Source organism: Paraburkholderia sp. GAS38 (assembly GCF_050434965.1).
GTDB classification, from domain to species: Bacteria; Pseudomonadota; Gammaproteobacteria; order Burkholderiales; family Burkholderiaceae; genus Paraburkholderia; species Paraburkholderia phenazinium_A.
In genome coordinates, this window is sequence record NZ_JBNDJO010000019.1 from 124,117 (window position 1) to 143,612 (window position 19,496).

Sequence of the window (19,496 nt, forward strand, 5' to 3'; positions counted from 1 at the left end):
GGGTATCTAACGTCTTGAGCTGCGGATTACGCGGCGAGGACTTCCTTGTTCGCCTTCTTCGCAGCCATCTCGCCCAGCGCGCGCTTGTATTCCGTCGGGAACACCTTCACGAACTGACGGCGCGACGCATCCCAGTTTTCAAGCAGCGCCTTGGCACGCGGCGAGCCGGTGAACTGGAAGTGACGTTCGATCAGCCCCTTCAGCAGGACTTCGTCGGTTTCGTTCGCATGCCACAGGCCCTTGTCGACCGTGCGTTCCTGCTCGGCCTGCTGCAGCACCGGGTCGAGCGCGACCATCGACTTGTTGCACTTGCCGGCAAACGTGCTGTCCGGATCGAACACATAAGCGATACCGCCCGACATGCCCGCCGCGAAGTTACGGCCCGTTTCGCCGAGCACGACCACCGTGCCGCCCGTCATGTATTCGCAACCATGATCGCCCGTGCCTTCGACCACCGCCGTCGCGCCCGAGTTACGCACGCAGAAACGCTCGCCTGCCACGCCGCGGAAGAACGATTCGCCTTCGATCGCGCCGTACATCACCGTGTTGCCGCAAATGATGTTCTCTTCCGACTTGCCGCGGAAATCGTTGGTCGGACGAATGATGATGCGCCCGCCCGACAGGCCCTTGCCGACATAGTCGTTGCCGTCGCCGACCAGATCCAGCGTCACGCCTCTCGCGAGGAACGCGCCGAAGCTCTGGCCCGCGGTGCCCTTCAACTGGATGTGAACTGTGTCGTCGGGCAAGCCGTCGTGGCCGTACTTCTTCGCGATCGTGCCGGACAGCATGGCGCCGACCGTACGGTTGACGTTGCGCACCGGCTGGATGAACGAGACGTGCTCGCCCTTCTCGATCGCCGCCTTCGCCTTCTCGATCAGGACATGATCCAGCGCCTTGTCGAGACCGTGGTCCTGCACGTCGACGTGCTTGCGCGCCACGTCCGCCGGAACCGACGGCAGGTAGAACACGCGCGAGAAGTCGAGACCCTTCGCCTTCCAGTGCTCGATGCCCTTCTTTGTGTCGAGCAGTTCGGCATGACCGATCAGGTCGTCGAACTTGCGGATGCCCAGTTGCGCCATGATTTCGCGCGCTTCTTCCGCAACGAAGAAGAAGAAGTTGACGACGTGTTCGGGCTGGCCCTTGAACTTCGCACGCAGCACTGGATCTTGCGTCGCGACGCCGACCGGGCAGGTGTTCAGATGGCACTTGCGCATCATGATGCAGCCTTCGACGACGAGCGGCGCCGTCGCAAAGCCGAATTCATCCGCACCGAGCAGCGCGCCGATCACGACGTCGCGGCCGGTCTTCATCTGACCGTCGGCCTGCACGCGGATACGGCCGCGCAACTGGTTCAGCACCAGGGTCTGCTGCGTTTCCGCGAGACCCAGTTCCCACGGCGTGCCGGCGTGCTTGAGCGACGACAGCGGCGAAGCGCCCGTGCCGCCGTCATGACCCGCGATCACGACGTGATCGGCCTTCGCCTTGGCCACACCCGCTGCGACCGTGCCGACACCCGATTCCGAGACCAGCTTGACCGAGATGCTGGCCGCCGAGTTCGCGTTCTTCAGATCGTGGATCAGTTGCGCCAGATCTTCGATCGAGTAGATGTCATGGTGCGGCGGCGGCGAGATCAGGCCGACACCCGGCACCGAGTAACGCAGCTTGCCGATGTAATCCGACACCTTGTGACCCGGCAACTGGCCGCCTTCGCCCGGCTTCGCGCCCTGCGCCATCTTGATCTGGATCTGGTCGGCCGACGACAGATACTCCGCCGTCACACCGAAACGGCCCGACGCCACCTGCTTGATCTTCGAGCGCAACGAATCGCCGTCCTTCAGCGGAATGTCGACGATGACTTCGTCGCCGATCACCGACTTCATCGTGTCGCCGTTCTTGATCGGAATGCCGCGCAGTTCGTTGCGATAGCGGTTGGCGTCCTCACCACCTTCACCGGTGTTCGACTTGCCGCCGATGCGGTTCATCGCCACCGCCAGCGTGGCATGCGCCTCGGTCGAGATCGAGCCCAGCGACATCGCGCCCGTCGCAAAGCGCTTGACGATGTCCTTCGCCGGTTCCACTTCGTCGAGCGGAATCGCCTTGGTCGGATCGAACTTGAACTCGAACAGGCCGCGGAACGTCATATGCCGCTTCGTCTGATCGTTGATCAGATGCGCGTATTCCTTGTACGTCTGATACGAGTTACTGCGCGCCGAGTGTTGCAGCTTGGCGATCGCATCCGGGGTCCACATGTGTTCTTCGCCGCGCACGCGGTAGGCGTACTCGCCACCCGCGTCGAGCATCGTGGCCAGCACCGGATTGTCGCCGAACGCTTCGCGATGCAGACGAATCGCTTCCTCGGCCACGTCGAACAGGCCGATGCCGCCCACCTTCGACGACGTGCCCTTGAAGTACTTCGTCACCAGGTCTTCAGCGAGGCCCACCGCTTCGAAGATCTGCGCGCCGGTGTACGACATGTAGGTCGAAATGCCCATCTTCGACATGACCTTCTGCAGGCCCTTGCCGACTGCCTTGGTGAAGTTGTAGACCGCCTTCTCCGCCGACAGGTCGCCCTTCAGACCAGCGGCCATCTGCGCGAGCGTTTCCATGGCGAGGTACGGGTGCACGGCTTCCGCGCCGTAGCCCGCAAGCAGCGCAAAGTGATGCGTCTCGCGCGCCGAACCGGTTTCGACCACCAGACCCGCACTCGTGCGCAGACCGTGCTGCACCAGATGCGTGTGGATCGCCGCCGTGGCGAGCAGCGCCGGGATCGCGACGTTGTCGCGGTCGGTCTTGCGGTCGGACACGATCAGCATGTTGTAGCCGGACTTCACCGCATCGACGGCTTCCGCGCACAGCGACGCCAGACGCGCTTCGATACCTTCCTTGCCCCACGCCACCGGGTAGCAGATATTCAGTTCATACGAACTGAACTTGCCGCCCGTGTACTGATCGATGGCGCGGATCTTGGCGATGTCGCGGAAATCGAGCACCGGTTGCGACACTTCGAGACGCATCGGCGGGTTGATGTTGTTCGTGTCGAGCAGGTTCGGCTTCGGGCCGACGAACGACACCAGCGACATCACCATGTTTTCGCGGATCGGGTCGATCGGCGGGTTCGTCACCTGGGCGAACAGCTGCTTGAAGTAGTGGTAGAGCGTCTTGTTCTTGTTGGACATGACCGCCAGCGGCGAGTCGTTGCCCATCGAACCGACGGCTTCTTCACCGGCTTGCGCCATCGGCGCCATCAGGAACTTGAGGTCTTCCTGCGTATAGCCGAAGGCCTGCTGGCGATCCAGCAGGGCCGCGGCTTCGCGGCGCTCCGTCACGACGTCTTCGGCCTTCGGCTCGATTTCGTCGAGCTTGATCCGCACCGCATCGATCCAGCTCTTGTACGGCTTGGCGTTGGCGAGGTTGTCCTTGAGTTCCTTGTCGTCGATGATGCGGCCGTGTTCCATGTCGATCAGGAACATCTTGCCCGGCTGCAGACGCCACTTCTTGACGATCTTCGACTCGGGAATCGGCAACGTGCCCGCTTCCGACGCCATGATGACGAGGTCGTCGTCCGTGACGATGTAGCGCGCCGGACGCAGGCCGTTACGGTCGAGCGTCGCGCCGATCTGACGGCCGTCGGTGAAGGCGATCGCGGCGGGGCCGTCCCACGGCTCCATCATCGCGGCGTGGTATTCGTAGAAGGCGCGGCGGTTGTCGTCCATCAGCGTGTGCTGTTCCCAGGCTTCCGGGATCATCATCATCATGGCGTGGACGAGCGGATAACCGGCCATCACCAGCAGCTCGAGACAGTTGTCGAACGAGGCGGTGTCCGATTGGCCCGGGTAGATCAGCGGCCACAGCTTCGGCAGATCGTCGCCGAGCACGTGCGAGGCGATTGCGCCGGTACGGGCGTTCAGCCAGTTGACGTTGCCCTTCACCGTGTTGATTTCGCCGTTGTGGGCAATCATCCGGTACGGGTGAGCCAGTTCCCATGCCGGGAAGGTGTTCGTGGAGAAGCGCTGGTGCACGAGCGCCAGCGCCGACACGGTGCGGTCGTCCTGCAGGTCGCGGTAGTACACACCAACCTGACCGGCCAGCAACAGGCCTTTGTAGACCACCGTGCGCGCCGACATGGACGGCACGAAGTATTCCTTGCCGTGCTTGAGCTTGAGCGCCTGGATGCGGTGGCTCGCGGTCTTGCGGATCACGTACAGCTTCCGTTCGAGCGCGTCGGTCACCATGATGTCCTTGCCGCGGCCGATGAAGATCTGGCGGATCAGCGGCTCGCTCGCCTTGACGGTGGGCGAAATCGGCATGGAGTGGTCGACCGGCACGTCGCGCCAGCCCAGCACCACCTGGCCTTCGGCCTTCACCGTACGCTCGAGCTCCTGTTCGCAGGCGAGACGCGAGGCGTGCTCCTTCGGCAGGAAGATCATGCCGACGCCGTATTCGCCGTTCGGCGGCAACGTCACGCCCTGCTTGGCCATTTCCTCACGGTAGAAGCCGTCCGGAATCTGGATCAGGATGCCCGCGCCGTCGCCCATCAGCGGATCGGCGCCGACGGCGCCCCGGTGATCGAGGTTCTCGAGAATCTTCAGGCCCTGCTCGATGATCTCGTGACTTTTCTTGCCCTTGATGTGGGCAACGAAGCCGACGCCGCAAGCGTCATGCTCGTTTTGCGGGTCATAGAGACCTTGCGCGGCGGGAACCGAGGAGGTCGGTTGCTGGTGGTCGTTCATGGGGACACCGTCTGTGAGGGGCCGGAGCGGCCGTTAAACCATTTTTTTATTGCCGCAGTTCGCACTGCAACCGCGCGGGCGGCTTCGAAGCAATCCGCGTCGAAACTGCCGGAATTCGGAATATACGCGACGAATCAAAGGAATAGCAAATAAAACATGATGGTACGACCCCTATTATCAGGTTGGTGCATCGCACCCATTTTTTATTGGTTCCATATCAAAATCGGTGCAAAAGAAAGCGGCATGTGCAAATGCCGCTTTCGTGCAGATCGTTGAGGCGAAACGGTTTATTGGGTCTGCGGCGTTTCCCGGACCTTGCGCGGCCGCCCGCGCGGCAGCGGCGACACCCGGCGATTCGCCGCCCGCGCCGCCCACTCGCGGTACGAATCGCTGCCGAGGACCCAGCCCTTCAGCGTGGCCTGCTGCAACTGACTGGCTTCGCGTTCGTCCAGCGGCTGCTCGCAGAGCTCGCGATAGGCCCGTTGCCGTTCGAACGGCGTATTGCCGAGCGACCAGTACAACGGGTGGTCGGTGATCAGGCTGTCGAGCGTCAGTCCAATATGGTGCCGGTAGCTCGACCAGCGGTAGTCTTCAGGCGCGCTCACCAGTTGCCCGCGCACCGGACACATCTCGACCACCCGGCTCGCCAGCAGGAAATAGCGCTCACCTTCGATCACCGTGGCCCGGTAGCGGCCTTCCCACAAGGTGCCGCGCCGCGAGTAGCGCCGGTTGAAGTGGGCGACGTAGCGGCGACCGACCGCCTGCATCGCCTTCGGCAAGCTCGACTCTTCGGTCGGCGTGACGAGCAGTTGCACCGCGCCCGGCATCAACGCGTAGGCGTGGATGGACAGGTGATGGTCGCGGGAAGCCGCCTTCAGACAATCGATGAAGAGCTCGTAATCCTGTTCGTCGACAAATGCGGGCTGCTGATCGAGCCCGCGCAGGATGACGTGCTGCGGCTGGTCGGGGACATAAAGACGTGCGAGCCGTGCCATGCTGGAGTATCCAATAGTCGCGTTGGTATATACCCGAAGGTCCAAAAAAGCCGAACGCCCGTACGATTCGGTGCGAAGCGGCTGAGCCGAAAACCGCGCGGAGCTTAGGGAGAAAGCTCTAACCGCCGCGTATGGTTTGTTTCAAACGTTGTGGTCATAATGAGCGGGCCTTTTCTGGAGGAGCACACATATGAAATTAAAACAGGCCATGACGGGGATCGCGGCGCTCGCTTGCATGACAGCAGCGCACGCTCAATCGGCCGGAAGCTTTTACGTCACGACAGGCTGGTTGCATCTTGCACCTCAGTCCAGTAGCGATCCGTTGAAGGAGACAAGCGTTGGCGGCTCACCCGTCAATGTCACACTGCCCAATACCGGAGCCAGCCTCGATAGCGCCGACACACTCGGCTTCACCGCTGGTTACTTCGTCACCGACCACATCGCAACCGAATTCGTGATTGGCATTCCGCCGAAGTTCAATCTGGACGGCTCGGGTGCCTTCTCCTCATACGGCAAACTCGGTGACGCCAAACAGTGGAGCCCCACTCTGCTGTTCAAGTACTACTTCAGAGACGCGCAAGCGCGGTTCCGTCCTTACCTGGGTGTGGGTGTCACCCATGTCTCGTTCACCGATGCAGAGATCACCAACAGCGTGTTCGAACAGCAGGTACTGCATGGTCCGACCTCGGTATCGACGGATAGTTCGTGGGAGCCGGTGTTTAATGGGGGCTTCACGTTCGCCATCGACCAGCATTGGTTCGCGGGCGTCTCGCTCTCATACATCCCGCTCAGCACCACTGCCAAGCTGAACACCGCGGCCGTCACGCCGGTCGGCACGCTCAATGTCCAGTCGCAGACCAAAATCAGGCTGAACCCGATCGTCAGCTACATCAGCATCGGTTATCGCTTCTGACGGTAAGACTAAGGGTAGACGAGTTTTGGGGGCTTGAACAATGCCGTCATGCATTCATGGCGGCATTTTCGTTTGTATGGCGGCGAAAGCTTCCCGAACAGGGCTCCGCGGCCAGCCGCTTTGTAAATTTGACCAGCGTGAAGCCGCCTGCGATGCAAATTGTGCCGCCGCAAACGTGTGTTGAATGGCGGGAACGCCGCCCGGCGTGTGGCACCGAAGTTGCGTGGCATGGGGTTTCCCGCACGATTCAAGCGGGACCTCTTTGACTTTTCAACGACGGAGCGACCATGACTGCACTACCGAACACGCGAGACGCCCTCGGCGAATCCTGGACCTCGACGAGCCGCCGTGCGCGCCGCATCGCGCGCCATAGCCGCCACGCGGCCGAAGACATTGCCACCGAACTGCGCTCACTGATGTCTGAACTCGAAGACACGCTGGCCGACGGCACGCAAGCCGACGCTGCGGCGCTGCGCGCCCAGTTGAGCAAGCGCCTGGAAGTGGCACGTACGCGCCTGAACGATACCCGCGAAGCCGTGCGCCAGCGCGCCGAAGTCGCGCTCTCGGACGCCGACGATTACGTGCACGAAAACCCGTGGCAGACAATTGCAATCGTGGGCGGCATTGCCCTGATTGCGGGTGCATTGTTTGCACGGGCTCGCTGAGCTTGAGCTGAGGGGCCTCTCGACTGAGAGGCCTTTGCCGCACGGTCGGCGCGGGTACTTGTGCGGGCTGGGTGCGGGTCCGGCCCGCTGGTGCTCACGGCCTGGTGTTCGCGGCCCGACGCTCGCGGTCAATTATCCGCGATCACGAACAGACGCTGGTATTCCTTGAGCGCGTAGCGATCGGTCATGCCCGCGATGTAATGGGCGATCAGCCGCGGCTGGACCGCCGCATCCGCTGACTGGTACGACGGCGGCAGCAGCCGCGAATCGTCGGTGAACGCATCGAACAGGCCGATCACCACGCGGCGCGCCTTGTTCGCCATGCGCATCACGCGATAGTGGCGATACAGATTCTTGAACAGGAAGCGCTTGAGAGCCGCCGCCTGCGCGGCCACCGCTTCGCTATGTGCGACCAGCGGCGGCGCGGCACGCACGGCGTCGAGCGAAGCCGGCGCGTGCTCGAGCAGATTGCGGGTGGTCGTCTCGATCAGATCGACGATCAGCGTATTGATGATGCGGCGCACCGTCTCGTGAATCAGCCGGCGTCCTTCGATGTGCGGATAATCGCGGCGCGCCGCCTCGTAGTGCGTCTGCCACAACTCGACTTCAGCCAGTTGCTGGACCGTCAGCAGCCCGGAGCGCAATCCATCGTCGACGTCGTGATTGTTGTACGCGATCTCGTCCGCGACGTTCGCGATCTGCGCCTCGATGGACGGTTGCCGCCCGTCGAGGAAGCGCTCGCCGAGTGCGCCGAGCCGCCGCGCATTTTCCCGCGAACAATGCTTGAGGATGCCTTCGCGCGTTTCGAAACAGAGGTTCAGGCCATTGAACGCACCGTAGTGCTCTTCGAGATCGTCGACCACCGCGAGGCTCTGCAGGTTGTGCTCGAAGCCGCCATGCTCCCGCATGCATTCGTTGAGCGCGTCCTGACCGGCATGGCCGAACGGCGTATGGCCGAGGTCGTGGGCGAGTGAAATGGCTTCGACCAGATCCTCGTTGACTCGCAGATTGCGGGCCACGGAACGCGCGATCTGCGCCACTTCCAGACTGTGCGTGAGGCGGGTGCGAAACAGATCGCCCTCGTGGTTCACGAACACCTGCGTCTTGTATTCGAGGCGGCGGAACGCGGTGGAGTGGACGATGCGGTCGCGATCGCGCTGAAACTCGGTGCGTGCGCTGGGCGGCGCTTCGGCATGGCGGCGACCGCGGGATTGCGACGCGCGCGCCGCATAAGGCGCGAGATGGGCTTCGAGCGCGGCGAGATTGGGAGTGACGGGAAGTGCCGGCTGCGCGCCCGCAGGCACAGCGCCGCTCGAAGTATTCAGGGTTTCGCTACGCGTTTCACTCACCGGCTTCTCCGAATCAAGGACCACACCCGGTATGCACCGCCGCGGCGCTGCCAGGAAAGCACCGGGCCACCCAGACTTCCCTGGCCTCGGCCGGGCGCCCGGCCCGAAGCGCCGGGTTCGGGTCGCTCAGACCGCGGCCGCTAGCGTGGCATGCACGGCGGCGTCAGGTGCCGGGCCGATCAGCGTCTCACCAAAACGCTTCAGCAGGATGAATTTGATTTCGCCCGCTTCGGCTTTCTTGTCGACGCGCATCAGGTCGACATAGCGGGACTCGCCCAGCGCAGGCGCGCGAGTGGGCAAATGCGCGGCCTTGATCACGTCGACGAGACGCCGGCGCGCCGCTTCGTCCAGATGACCGAGGCGCACGGACAGGTCGGCCGCCATCACCATTCCGCATCCTACTGCTTCGCCATGCAGCCATTCGCCGTAGCCAAGCCCGGCTTCGATCGCATGACCGAACGTGTGACCGAAATTGAGAATCGCACGCAGACCGCCTTCGCGTTCGTCTGCCGCGACGACCGACGCCTTGATCTCACAGGAGCGCTTGACCGCTTCTGCAAGGGCTTGCGGCTCGCAACGGTTCAAGGCCTCGACATTCGCTTCAATCCACTCGAAGAAAGCGGCGTCCGCAATCGCACCGGTCTTGATGACTTCCGCGACACCGGCGGCCAGCTCACGCGCCGGCAGCGTACGCAACGCGCCGATGTCCGCAATCACGGCCTGCGGCTGGTAGAACGCGCCGATCATGTTCTTGCCGAGCGGATGGTTGATACCGGTCTTGCCGCCCACCGACGAATCGACCTGCGACAGCAGCGTAGTCGGCACCTGGATGAACGGCACACCGCGCATATAGCAGGCGGCGGCGAACCCGGTCATGTCGCCGATCACCCCGCCGCCCAACGCGATCAAGGTGGTCTTGCGGTCGGCCCGCGCGCCCAGCAGGGCGTCGAAGATCAGATTCAGCGTGTCCAGATTCTTGTAGGCCTCGCCATCGGGCAGCACGACCGTGGACACCTGCTTGCCGAGCGGCGCGAGCGCCGCACGCAAGGTGTCGCCGTAGAGCGGGTCGACGGTGGTGTTGGTGACGATGGTGATGGACGAACCGGCGATATGCGGTGCAAACAGCGCCGTCTGGCCGATCAGGTCGGCGCCGATATGGATGGGATAGGCGCGGTCGCCCAGTTCGACTTTGACGGTAATCATGCTTGCATTATGACGCAGGATGTTTGGCGACGCCGGCCATCTCGAGCTGCATCAGGACCATGTTGACGAGGCCGTTGACCGACGGCCGGCCGGTTTCGATGACGAAATGCGCGCACTCGCGGTAAAGCGGATCGCGCACCTCGTAGAGCTCTTCCAGACGCGCTTTGGGATCTTCGGTCTGCAGCAGCGGGCGATTCTTGTCGCGCCGCGTGCGCAACCACAGGTCGTGCGGGTTGGCGCGCAAATAGACGACCACGCCGTTGTTTTGCAGCGCCAGACGGTTTTCCGGCCGCAAAACGGCGCCGCCGCCCGTGGCCAGCACGATATTCCGCTGCAGGGTGAGGTCGGTGATCACATGCGATTCGCGGTCGCGAAAGCCCGCCTCGCCCTCGAGTTCGAAGATGACAGGGATGCGCGCGCCCGTGCGCACCTCGATTTCATGGTCGGAATCGAAGAACGGACGATCCAGCCGGCGCGCCACCGCGCGGCCCACGGTGGTCTTGCCTGCCCCCATGAGCCCTACAAAAAATACATTGGCGTGTGCGTCCCGCGCTTGCAACGGTGTCCTCTGGCTAATCCGGTATGGTTCGTGCCGCAGCTTACTGGCAAAGCGACTGCCTTGTCGAGCCTGCGGGCCGCGGCTGCGGCAGGCGCTCAATTCGTCTGCACAACGCGCGGCGTGATAAAAACGACCAGCTCGCTGCGTTGGTCGCGGTGTGCCCGATGACGAAAAAATGCGCCCAAAAGGGGTATTTTGCCCAGGAGTGGCACTCGCGTCACATCATCCCGGTCATCTGTGGCATAGATTCCGCCGATCGACACAGTCCCGCCGTCCTCCACCTCGACGCGCGTCTGCACGTGCTTGGTGTTGATGGCCGGCCCCGCGGCGGTCTGCTCGCCGACGCTGTCCTTGGCGATATCGAGGTCCAGCACCACCCGCCCGTCCGGCGTGATCTGCGGCTCCACCTCCAGTTTCAGGCTTGCGCGGCGAAACTGCACGCCCGAGACGCCCTGGCCGACTTTCGCCTGATATGGCAGTTCGGTGCCCTGCTCGACGATCGCTTTCATGCGGTCCGCGGTCACCACGCGCGGGCTCGAGACCGTTTCACCGTGCCCCTCCGCTTCCAGCGCGCTCAATTCTATATTGAGCAGGCGCGTGGCCTGGGCGGCGAACAACGTCAGGCCGACCGTGGCGGCGTCGAACCCTGACAGGGGCCCCGCCGCCAGATCGTAGACGGTGCCGTCCTTGCCACCGGCAATCCCGGTGGCCGTGCCGCCGCCATCCACGCCCGCCGCGGCGAGCGACAGCCGCACGCCCAGGTTGCGCGAGAAACCCTGCTCCCCTTCGACGATACGCGCTTCGATCAGCACCTGGCGCGACGGCCGGTCGATCGACGCCAGCAGCTCGGCAATTTGCGCGAGACGCGCCTCCAGATCCGTGACGAACAGCAGATTGGTGCGCACATCCGCCATCGCCGCACCGCGCTTCGACAGCACGCGCTGGCTTCCGGAGCCGGTCAGCAGGCGCCGCACGTCTTCGGCGTGCGCGTAGTGCAGCTCGAAGGTACGGCTCGCGAGCGGCTCCAGATCCGCGACCCGCGCATGCGCCTCGAAGCGCTGCCGCTCGCGCGCCGCCAGATCCGCCAGCGGCGCGACCCAGATCACGTTGCCGTGTCGCTCCATGGCGAGGCCGTTGACGTCGAGCAAGGTGTCGAATGCGGTACGCCACGACACCTTGTCGAGCCGCAGCGACACCGTGCCGCGAACCCGGTCGCTCGCGACGATATTCAGGCCCGTGAACTGCGCGAACGCGTTCAGCACCGCACCCAGCTCGGCGCGCTGGAAATTCAGCGAAATGGGTTTATCGGGCGCGAGACCGTCGTCGATCGCACGGCTCGATGCGTCGCCCAGACGCTGCGCCGGGGCGAGCGGTACGGGCGGCCCTTCGAGTGTGCCGGCGGCGGGCGATTCGGCGTGCGCCGCTACGGCGCGCGTTGCCGTCAGCGGCGTGCCTTCGAGCGGCGTGCCCTCGAGGTCGTCGCTTGTCACGCTTGTCGCTCTCTGCGGGGTTTCGGCTGACGGCGCTTCGTCCGCCGAGTCGGTGCGCAGAAACGGGTTGGGTACATCGACGGCCAGACTGCGCGGCAACGGCGGCGCGTCGTATGGCGCTACCGCATCGTCGGACGGCATGACGACCGGCAACGGTGGCAACGACGCGTGCGCTGCGCCCGCGACGAAAACAGCGCAGCCGATTGCCTGCCGGATTCGCTCGGATGCCGTCGTCATGAGGCCTCCGTCAATGCAAGCGTGCGCGTACCGAGACGATTGGTCAGCGTGATGCTGAGCGCATCCATGCCCATGACGAGATCGTCGCCCACCCGCTGCCCTTGCTCGACCGTGGCCGCGCCATCAGGCGTTTCGAGCAGCGCGAGGCCGCGCATCCGGTCGCGCAACAAACCGGCGAGGCGCAGCAGGCCCATGTCCGGCACGTCGCCGTCCGCTTGCGGCTGACGTAAGAACGGGTCGTAGAACACCACGTCTTCATCGTCGGCGTCCATGTCTTCGTCGACGATGGGCTCGGGGCTCGCCGCGGCGGGAGTCAGGTCGGCAAACACGTGCAGGCTCGCGCTAACCAGCAGTCCGCCCGCGCTGCGCTTCACGGTGACGTCTTCAGGCACGGCAAGTATCGGCAAGTCGGACAGGCCGCGCAGAAACACCATCAGGTGCAGGAAATCGGCCTGGACGGTGAGATGCATCGACCGCGTGGCATCCGCACTCGCGCCGGTTCCCGTATCGGGCGCGAGCGTCAGCAACGTCACGCCGCTGCGAACCGCGAGCAGCGACATCAGACGCGCGTCGTCGGCAGGCGTCCACTGGGCCGGCTCCTGAGCGTTCGAGGTAGCCGCGGCATGGCGGCGCAGCGCGGGCAACTGGGCGAGCGCCTGCTGCGCCTGCGCCAGCTTGTGCTGCGCATCGGAGATCGCCGTGCGGCTCGCCTGAACGCCGGCCAGATCCACGGAGATCCAGCCGTTGGTGCCGATAGCGAACACGACCGCTGCAATCAGACATCCGGCCAGAAAGCGGCGCCGGCCGCTCCACGCCTCCAGCGGCAAGCGCATGCGGTTCATCCAGTGCAAGGCGCGCGAGGTCTGATTCGCGGTCGCGGCGTGAGGGGCAAACAAGGTACTCATCGTGCACCTCGCGGCTTGTCGGTTTCGCGTTTATGTGCGCGCGCAGACGCCACCGCCTGCACCACTTCTTTCAAGGGCTCGTCCCACCGCAACCGGGCGGCAAACTCAACCGGACCGCTGCCGATCGCTGAAGCGTCATGTCCGGTCCTTGCCAACGGATGCAGGTCGGCGACCTCGGAGCTCTTCACGCCGCGAATCGTGCTCAATTGCTTGAGCCAGACCGCGGACGCAACGGGATCGGTGGACGTCGCCAGCAACTCCGTCTCATGTGCATGCTGTCTTAACTGCTGCAGGACGACGCCATCGCCGGGCACCCGGCTTAGCGTATCGAGCAGATCGAGCAGGCGAGTCAAGGGTGCGGACAACGCGACTGCCCGCGCGCCCCGTTTGCCCTGCTCTTCAGCGTCGTGCCGGAGTCGCGCCAGCTCCGCGAGCGGCGCCGCGAGGTCCGCCAGTTCGCGTTCGCTCGCCGCACGCTGCGCATCGAGCCGCGAGCGCTCAAACATCTGCCAGCCCGCCACCGCCAGCACCGCCGTGCAGCCGATCAACGCCGCGCCCAGCCATTCGAGCAGACAGCACCGCCGGGCGAGGCGCGCGTCGCGTTGCCGGTAGGGCAGCAAGTTGAAGCCGCCGATCCAGACCGGGTGTCCAGCCGTTCCCATGCGCGAATTCATCCAGCTCATTCCATCACCCCGCGCAAGGCAAGACCAAACGCCACCGCACAGGTCGGCTCGTACAGCAGGTCGGCGCAGAGCGAGCGCGCGCAGTCACCCAGGGAACGGCACTCGAAAGGCAGCACGGAACAGCCCAGCACATCGCCGATATCCGCGACAGAAAAGCCCACCCCGTCGAGCAACTCGAGTTCTCCTCCGAGCAACGCACAGTCAAACTCGGGGCCGCCGACGAGGTCGCGTAACGCATCCGCGAGATCCGCATGCTCGGGCGCCGGGTAGTGCATGTCGGCGGTCACCGCCTCGTCGTCGATGCGCCAGCCGTACACACCGTCCGCACCAATCCAGATGGCCGCGTAGCTCTCATGGGGCTCCAGTTCTAGCATGGCCGCGTGGCGCAGCGCGCGTAACGCGGCATGCGGTTCACCGTCGATCGCGGTCAAGGTGACGCCGGCCGCGGCCGCGCACTCGATGCGCGCCTCCAGATGCTGGCGGGCCGCCGTCGCAATCGCGACGGATGCTGCACGGCTCGGCGCGCCGTCAATGAACCAGTCGACCGCCAGCGCGTGACGCTCGATCCCCGCCATCCGTTCCGCTTCCACAAGCACCGCCGGCTCCAGCCCCGCGAGCGTCGCGCCGCGCGCTACCGCGAGCTCGCCTGCGGCGCCGAACCGCGCAAGCGGCACGCTCGACATCAGCGTCGCCGAACCCGGCAGCGCCATCGCGCAACGCAGTGTGTGGGACGCACACGCGCGTGGCAGATCCGCGAACACTTCGCGCATTGCACGAGTCACGGCAGTGCGATCCACGATCTCTCCCCCTGCCATCGCGCCGGCAGCGAGCGGCACAGCCCCGAGGTACTCGATGCGCATCTGCTCGCCCATACGCAAGCGCTGACTCAACACCACGAGCTTCACCGCCTCGCGACTCACGTCGATTCCTGCAGCAAAACGCCGCACCTTCACAAGCAACGTACTTTTAATCGCCATCCTGCCTCCCTTCACACACACAAAGCCTGCGACACACGCGACAAATCGTTCGACCGCGCGGACCCAGCGCCCACCCTGACGTGGCGCTTTCCTGTGAAGACAATTGTGCGCAGCCGAAGCGGCGGGCGATATTCGGCCGAATGGCTAACGTGAAGGTCTCGGTCCCCGATGCGACATCAAAGCGTCTACAGTAAGGGTCATCCCCCGCACGGCGCGACGGTTGACCGTAAGCATGCCGAAAGCCGATGGGCCAGACGGCTATAATCGCGGGACTGTTTTTTGGTGTTCATATGCAATCTTCGTCCCCTACGTCCCCGCCGCCCGCGCCGCAGAAGCGCAAACGTCCGTTGTGGCTAAAGCTCGTTCTGGCGCTGGTAGGTCTGATGTTTGCCGGCGTCGCGTGTGCCGGACTCGTACTCGGCTATGCGCTCGTGGTGGCCACGCCGAATCTGCCTTCGCTCGACGCGCTCACGGACTACCGTCCGAAGGTGCCGCTGCGCATCTATACGGCCGACCACGTGCTGATCGGCGAGTTCGGCGAAGAGCGGCGCGACGTCGTGCATATCCAGGATGTGCCCGACAATCTGAAGAAGGCCGTGCTCGCCATTGAAGACGCGCGCTTCTACGATCACGGCGGCGTCGACCTGACCGGGATCGCACGCGCCGGCTTCGTCGCGCTGACCAACGGTCACGCCACGCAGGGCGCCAGCACGATCACCATGCAGGTGGCGCGCAACTTCTTTCTGTCGAGCGAAAAAACCTACACGCGCAAGATCTACGAGATGTTGCTCGCGTACAAGATCGAGTCGAAGCTGACGAAAGATCAGATTCTCGAGGTCTACATGAACCAGATCTATCTGGGTCAGCGCGCCTATGGTTTCGCGAGTGCGGCGCGGGTGTATTTCGGCAAGGACATGAAGGACCTCACGCTCGCCGAATCCGCGATGCTCGCCGGTCTGCCCAAAGCGCCCTCGGCCTATAACCCGGTCGTCAATCCGAAGCGCGCGAAGGTTCGTCAGGAGTACATCCTGACTCGCATGCTCGAGTTGCACTACATCACGCAAGAACAGTACGACACGGCAAGCAGGCAACCGCTCGCCGTCAAGGGCGCCGGCAAGGAATTCAGCGTGCATGCCGAGTACGTCGCGGAAATGGTTCGTCAGATGATGTACACGCAGTTTCACGAAGAGGCCTACACACGCGGGCTGAACGTCGTGACGACGATCGACTCCGCTGACCAGGATGTCGCGTACCGGTCGCTGCGCAAGGGGCTGATGGACTACGAACGGCGTCACGGCTATCGCGGTCCGGAAGCGTTCATCGACTTGCCTGCCGACGCGGACGAACGCGAACAGGCGATCGACGACGCCTTGCTCGAACACCCGGACAACGGCGAGATCATCGCGGCGGTCGTCACCACCGCGAATCCGAAGCAGGTCGAGGCAACCCTCGCCGACGGCAACGTTGCGACGCTGCAAGGCGATGGCCTGCGCTTCGCCTCGTTCGCACTCGGCCCCCGCGCGCAGCCGAATCAGCGCATCCGTCCGGGTGCGATCATCCGCGTCTTCAGGGGCGACGACGGCAACTGGGCGATCACGCAGTTGCCCCAGGTGGAAGGCGCCTTCGTTTCGGTCATACCGCAAGACGGCGCGATCCGCGCGCTGGTGGGCGGGTTCGACTTCAACAAGAACAAGTTCAACCACGTCACCCAGGCATGGCGGCAGCCCGGTTCGAGCTTCAAGCCGTTTATCTATTCGGCGTCGCTGGAAAAAGGCCTGGGGCCGGCCACGGTGATCAACGACGCGCCGCTCTTCTTTAGCGCGGCCGAAACCGGCGGCCAGGCATGGGAACCGAAGAACTACGGCGGCGGCTTCGACGGTCCCATGACCATGCGCACCGCGCTGCAGAAATCGAAGAACCTCGTGTCGATCCGCATCCTCAACCAGATCGGTCCGAAGTACGCACAGGGTTACATCACCCGTTTCGGCTTCGATGCGGACCGCCATCCGGCCTATCTGCCGATGGCGCTCGGCGCCGGGCTCGTCACGCCGCTGCAGATGGCGGGCGGTTTTTCGGTGTTCGCCAACGGCGGCTATCGGATCAACCCGTACCTGATCGCGGAGGTGACCGATCAGCGTGGCGTGGTCGTGGCGCAGGCCAAGCCGCTCGTCGCCGGGCAAAGTGCGCCGCATGCGATCGACGCACGCAATGCCTACGTCATGAACAGCCTGCTGCAAAGCGTCGCGCAGCGCGGCACCGGCGCAAAATCCAATGTCCTGAAGCGCACCGATCTCGCCGGCAAAACCGGCACGACCAACGATTCACGCGATGCGTGGTTTGCGGGCTACCAGCACACGCTCACCGCAATCGCATGGATCGGCTACGACAATCCGCGCAGCCTCGGCGACAAGGAAACCGGCGGCGGGCTCGCCTTGCCGGTGTGGATCGATTACATGAGTAAGGCCCTGAAGGGCGTGCCGGAATACAAGATGCCGATGCCCGACGGCGTCGTCACGCTCGGCGACGAACTGTATTTCAACGACTTCACGCCGGGCAACGGATTCGTGGCGACGGTCGGCGTGAGTCAGGCCGATCTCGACGCGAACGCAAGCAATGCGGCTTCCGGCGCGGCGGATGCGCCGGCACCGGAGCAGGTCGGCGAACAGGAAAAGCAGGACATCATGAACCTGTTCCGCGGCCACTAGGCCACGGGTTAGAAGGCTAGCTACGCACCGGGAACGCGTCGCGCAGCGGCGTCAAATGCTTCACAGGCGCCTGCGTCAGGCGAGGCCCCTGGCGTCAGGCCAGCCGCCTACGCTTCGAAGTGAACCGGCTCGCCCGCCTGCTGCGTCGCATACTCGGACAGTGCGGCGAAAAACTCCGTGCCGTTGCGGGTGTCGCGCCATGCGTCGTCGGTGAAACGGAAATGGAAACCGCCCGCCTTGGCGGCGATCCAGATTTCGCGCATCGGCGGCTGCAGGTTGACGATAATCTTCGTGCCGTTCTCGAATTCGAGCGTCAGAACATTGCCGCTGCGCTCGAATTCGATATCGGCGTCGATATCGTCCAGTGTGCGTTCGACGGCCGCGAGCGCAGCCTCGGCACGGGTCAGGTATTCGCTATCGGACATGCTAAACTCCAACGATCATTTTTTCAGGGACAGTCATGCGAGTCGTTTCTCGGATGCGCGCAATTGCGCCCGGCGCACGGGCGCCCGGCGCGATTGTAGCGGCATTGGTCATTGTCGCAGGTTGCGCGCTCGGCGGCTGCGGACAGCGCGGAGCGCTCTACATGCCAACCGTGCCGCCATTGCCGGCCAAACCCACCGACGAGACCCAGGCGCCGTCGCCTGACGCAGCGAAACCCGATTCCGAAGCAGCATCCGGCGCGGTACCCGACACGTCCGGCACGCCGTTGACGCTGTCGCCGGAAAGCGAACTCCGTACCGTACCCGACGCCGCAGCGTCCGCACCGCAACAGCCGGCCTCCGGTAGCACCCCTGCTCAATAAGACCTTCGCATGACTCGATCCGCATTTGCCTATGTCGACGGCGTATTGCACGCTGAAGGCGTGTCCGCCGTCTCCCTCGCCGAGCAGTTCGGCACGCCGCTGTACGTCTATTCGCGTGCTGCATTGACCGAGGCATGGCAAGCCTACGCCGGAGCCTGTGCCGGCCGCCGCGCCACCGTGCACGTCGCCGTCAAGGCAAACAGCAATCTGGCTGTACTAAACGTGTTCGCGCGGCTTGGCGCGGGCTTCGATATCGTCTCGGGCGGTGAACTGGCACGCGTGCTGGCCGCCGGCGGCAAGGCCGAAAGCATCGTATTTTCCGGCGTCGGCAAGAGTGCCGAAGAAATGCGCGAGGCGCTCGAAGCAGGCGTCAAGTGCTTCAACGTCGAATCGATTCCCGAGCTCGACCGTCTGAACGCCGTTGCCGCTTCGGCGGGCAAAACGGCGCCGGTATCGCTGCGCGTGAACCCTGACGTCGACGCGAAAACGCACCCGTATATTTCCACCGGCCTGAAGTCGAACAAGTTCGGCGTCGCGTTCGACGAAGCGCGCGCCACCTATCGCGCAGCCGCCGCCATGACGCATCTCGAGGTGGTAGGGATCGACTGCCATATCGGCTCGCAGATCACCGAAGTCGCGCCGTATCTCGACGCGGTCGACAAGCTGCTCGAACTGGTCAAGCAGATCGAAGCAGACGGTTTGACGATCCGTCATATCGACGTAGGCGGCGGACTCGGCATCACCTATGACGACGAAACGCCACCGGACATCGGCGAGTTCGTGCGCACGGTGCTCGACCGCATCGAAGCACGCGGCCATGGGCATCGTGAGGTGTATTTCGAGCCGGGCCGCTCGCTGGTCGGCAATGCCGGCATTCTGCTCACGCGCGTCGAGTTTCTGAAGCCCGGTGCGGAGAAGAACTTTGCCATCGTCGACGCCGCCATGAACGATCTCGCGCGCCCGGCCATGTACGAGGCGTATCACGGCATCGAAGCGGTAGTGAAGCACGACACGCCGGCGCACGTGTACGACGTGGTGGGTCCGGTCTGCGAAAGCGGCGACTGGCTCGGCCGCGAACGGCTGCTGGCGATCGAGCCGGGCGATCTGCTTGCCCTGCGTTCAGCCGGCGCGTACGGCTTCGTGATGAGCTCGAACTACAACACGCGTGCGCGCGCGGCCGAGGTTATGGTCGACGGCGATAAGGCGTATGTGGTCCGCGCGCGCGAAGAGGTCAAGCAGTTGTTCGCCGGCGAGACCATCCTGCCGGCTTGAGCGCGCGA

General features: G+C 64.2%; 15 protein-coding genes. 5 read left to right on the forward strand and 10 right to left on the reverse strand.

Translation table 11 applies throughout. The features are described 5' to 3' along the window. Positions 1-26: 26 nt before the first annotated feature. The gene (locus tag P3T42_RS33180) at positions 27-4,730 is read right to left on the reverse strand and encodes a glutamate synthase-related protein (RefSeq protein WP_074301444.1); all 4,704 of its coding nucleotides are present in this window, start codon (positions 4,728-4,730) and stop codon (positions 27-29) included. Between the two features lie 287 nt (positions 4,731-5,017). Beyond that, complete coding sequence (locus P3T42_RS33185; protein ID WP_074301443.1) at positions 5,018-5,725, reverse strand: transposase; 708 nt, start codon at positions 5,723-5,725, stop codon at positions 5,018-5,020. A 190-nt stretch (positions 5,726-5,915) separates the two neighbouring features. On the opposite strand from P3T42_RS33185, the gene P3T42_RS33190 reads away from it, so the two are divergent. Together P3T42_RS33190 and P3T42_RS33195 are read left to right on the forward strand one after the other, a co-directional pair. Beyond that, positions 5,916-6,638: an OmpW/AlkL family protein gene (locus tag P3T42_RS33190; protein ID WP_074301442.1), complete on the forward strand. Its 723-nt coding sequence runs from the start codon at positions 5,916-5,918 to the stop codon at positions 6,636-6,638. A gap of 287 nt (positions 6,639-6,925) precedes the next feature. Then, positions 6,926-7,303: a DUF883 family protein gene (locus tag P3T42_RS33195; RefSeq protein ID WP_074301441.1), complete on the forward strand. Its 378-nt coding sequence runs from the start codon at positions 6,926-6,928 to the stop codon at positions 7,301-7,303. A 128-nt stretch (positions 7,304-7,431) separates the two neighbouring features. Here the strand turns inward: P3T42_RS33195 and P3T42_RS33200 are convergent, their stop codons facing one another. From P3T42_RS33200 to pilM, 7 genes are all read right to left on the reverse strand, one after another. Then, positions 7,432-8,652 (reverse strand): deoxyguanosinetriphosphate triphosphohydrolase, encoded by a 1,221-nt coding sequence (locus P3T42_RS33200; protein ID WP_429308414.1) that lies wholly within the window; start codon positions 8,650-8,652, stop codon positions 7,432-7,434. A 126-nt stretch (positions 8,653-8,778) separates the two neighbouring features. Further along, on the reverse strand, positions 8,779-9,855 hold the full coding sequence (gene aroB / locus P3T42_RS33205) for a 3-dehydroquinate synthase (RefSeq protein ID WP_074301440.1): 1,077 nt from the start codon (positions 9,853-9,855) through the stop codon (positions 8,779-8,781). 7 nt (positions 9,856-9,862) lie between these two features. Continuing rightward, positions 9,863-10,414, reverse strand: a complete 552-nt coding sequence (locus tag P3T42_RS33210; RefSeq protein ID WP_429308415.1) for a shikimate kinase — start codon at positions 10,412-10,414, stop codon at positions 9,863-9,865. A gap of 95 nt (positions 10,415-10,509) precedes the next feature. Next, positions 10,510-12,141, reverse strand: coding sequence for a type IV pilus secretin PilQ (pilQ, locus tag P3T42_RS33215; RefSeq protein ID WP_074301438.1), 1,632 nt, complete (start codon positions 12,139-12,141; stop codon positions 10,510-10,512). After that, positions 12,138-13,046 carry a hypothetical protein gene (locus P3T42_RS33220; RefSeq protein ID WP_429308416.1) on the reverse strand — a complete coding sequence of 303 codons (909 nt, stop codon included), beginning with the start codon at positions 13,044-13,046 and terminating at the stop codon, positions 12,138-12,140. The genes pilQ and P3T42_RS33220 overlap by 4 nt, the downstream gene beginning before the upstream one ends. After that, positions 13,043-13,720, reverse strand: coding sequence for a fimbrial assembly protein (locus tag P3T42_RS33225; RefSeq protein WP_429308417.1), 678 nt, complete (start codon positions 13,718-13,720; stop codon positions 13,043-13,045). Before P3T42_RS33225 ends, P3T42_RS33220 begins: the two co-directional genes overlap by 4 nt. 5 nt (positions 13,721-13,725) lie before the next feature. Next, positions 13,726-14,706, reverse strand: coding sequence for a pilus assembly protein PilM (pilM, locus tag P3T42_RS33230; RefSeq protein ID WP_074301436.1), 981 nt, complete (start codon positions 14,704-14,706; stop codon positions 13,726-13,728). Between the two features lie 290 nt (positions 14,707-14,996). On the opposite strand from pilM, the gene P3T42_RS33235 reads away from it, so the two are divergent. Further along, a complete protein-coding gene (locus P3T42_RS33235) occupies positions 14,997-17,411 on the forward strand; it encodes a penicillin-binding protein 1A (RefSeq protein ID WP_074301435.1) in 2,415 nt (804 codons plus the stop codon). A gap of 107 nt (positions 17,412-17,518) precedes the next feature. Here the strand turns inward: P3T42_RS33235 and cyaY are convergent, their stop codons facing one another. Continuing rightward, positions 17,519-17,836, reverse strand: coding sequence for an iron donor protein CyaY (gene cyaY / locus P3T42_RS33240; RefSeq protein ID WP_429308418.1), 318 nt, complete (start codon positions 17,834-17,836; stop codon positions 17,519-17,521). Between the two features lie 35 nt (positions 17,837-17,871). Here cyaY and lptM point away from each other — a divergent pair, with 35 nt between their 5' ends. Both lptM and lysA read left to right on the forward strand, forming a co-directional pair. Further along, positions 17,872-18,216 (forward strand): LPS translocon maturation chaperone LptM, encoded by a 345-nt coding sequence (gene lptM / locus P3T42_RS33245; RefSeq protein WP_429308419.1) that lies wholly within the window; start codon positions 17,872-17,874, stop codon positions 18,214-18,216. A 9-nt stretch (positions 18,217-18,225) separates the two neighbouring features. Further along, entirely contained in the window at positions 18,226-19,488 is a 1,263-nt protein-coding gene (gene lysA, locus P3T42_RS33250; RefSeq protein WP_429308420.1) for a diaminopimelate decarboxylase, read from the forward strand. Positions 19,489-19,496: the final 8 nt, after the last annotated feature.

Excerpts from the sequence above, each read along its gene's own strand:
- P3T42_RS33235 (WP_074301435.1), top strand. The coding sequence starts at position 14,997 with ATGCAATCTTCGTCCCCTACGTCCCCGCCGCCCGCGCCGCAGAAGCGC.
- lptM (WP_429308419.1), top strand. The coding sequence starts at position 17,872 with ATGCGAGTCGTTTCTCGGATGCGCGCAATTGCGCCCGGCGCACGGGCG.
- aroB (WP_074301440.1), bottom strand. The coding sequence starts at position 9,855 with ATGATTACCGTCAAAGTCGAACTGGGCGACCGCGCCTATCCCATCCAT.
- cyaY (WP_429308418.1), bottom strand. The coding sequence starts at position 17,836 with ATGTCCGATAGCGAATACCTGACCCGTGCCGAGGCTGCGCTCGCGGCC.
- lysA (WP_429308420.1), top strand. The coding sequence starts at position 18,226 with ATGACTCGATCCGCATTTGCCTATGTCGACGGCGTATTGCACGCTGAA.
- pilM (WP_074301436.1), bottom strand. The coding sequence starts at position 14,706 with ATGGCGATTAAAAGTACGTTGCTTGTGAAGGTGCGGCGTTTTGCTGCA.
- P3T42_RS33220 (WP_429308416.1), bottom strand. The coding sequence starts at position 13,046 with ATGAGTACCTTGTTTGCCCCTCACGCCGCGACCGCGAATCAGACCTCG.
- pilQ (WP_074301438.1), bottom strand. The coding sequence starts at position 12,141 with ATGACGACGGCATCCGAGCGAATCCGGCAGGCAATCGGCTGCGCTGTT.
- P3T42_RS33190 (WP_074301442.1), top strand. The coding sequence starts at position 5,916 with ATGAAATTAAAACAGGCCATGACGGGGATCGCGGCGCTCGCTTGCATG.
- P3T42_RS33225 (WP_429308417.1), bottom strand. The coding sequence starts at position 13,720 with ATGAATTCGCGCATGGGAACGGCTGGACACCCGGTCTGGATCGGCGGC.
- P3T42_RS33195 (WP_074301441.1), top strand. The coding sequence starts at position 6,926 with ATGACTGCACTACCGAACACGCGAGACGCCCTCGGCGAATCCTGGACC.
- P3T42_RS33180 (WP_074301444.1), bottom strand. The coding sequence starts at position 4,730 with ATGAACGACCACCAGCAACCGACCTCCTCGGTTCCCGCCGCGCAAGGT.
- P3T42_RS33185 (WP_074301443.1), bottom strand. The coding sequence starts at position 5,725 with ATGGCACGGCTCGCACGTCTTTATGTCCCCGACCAGCCGCAGCACGTC.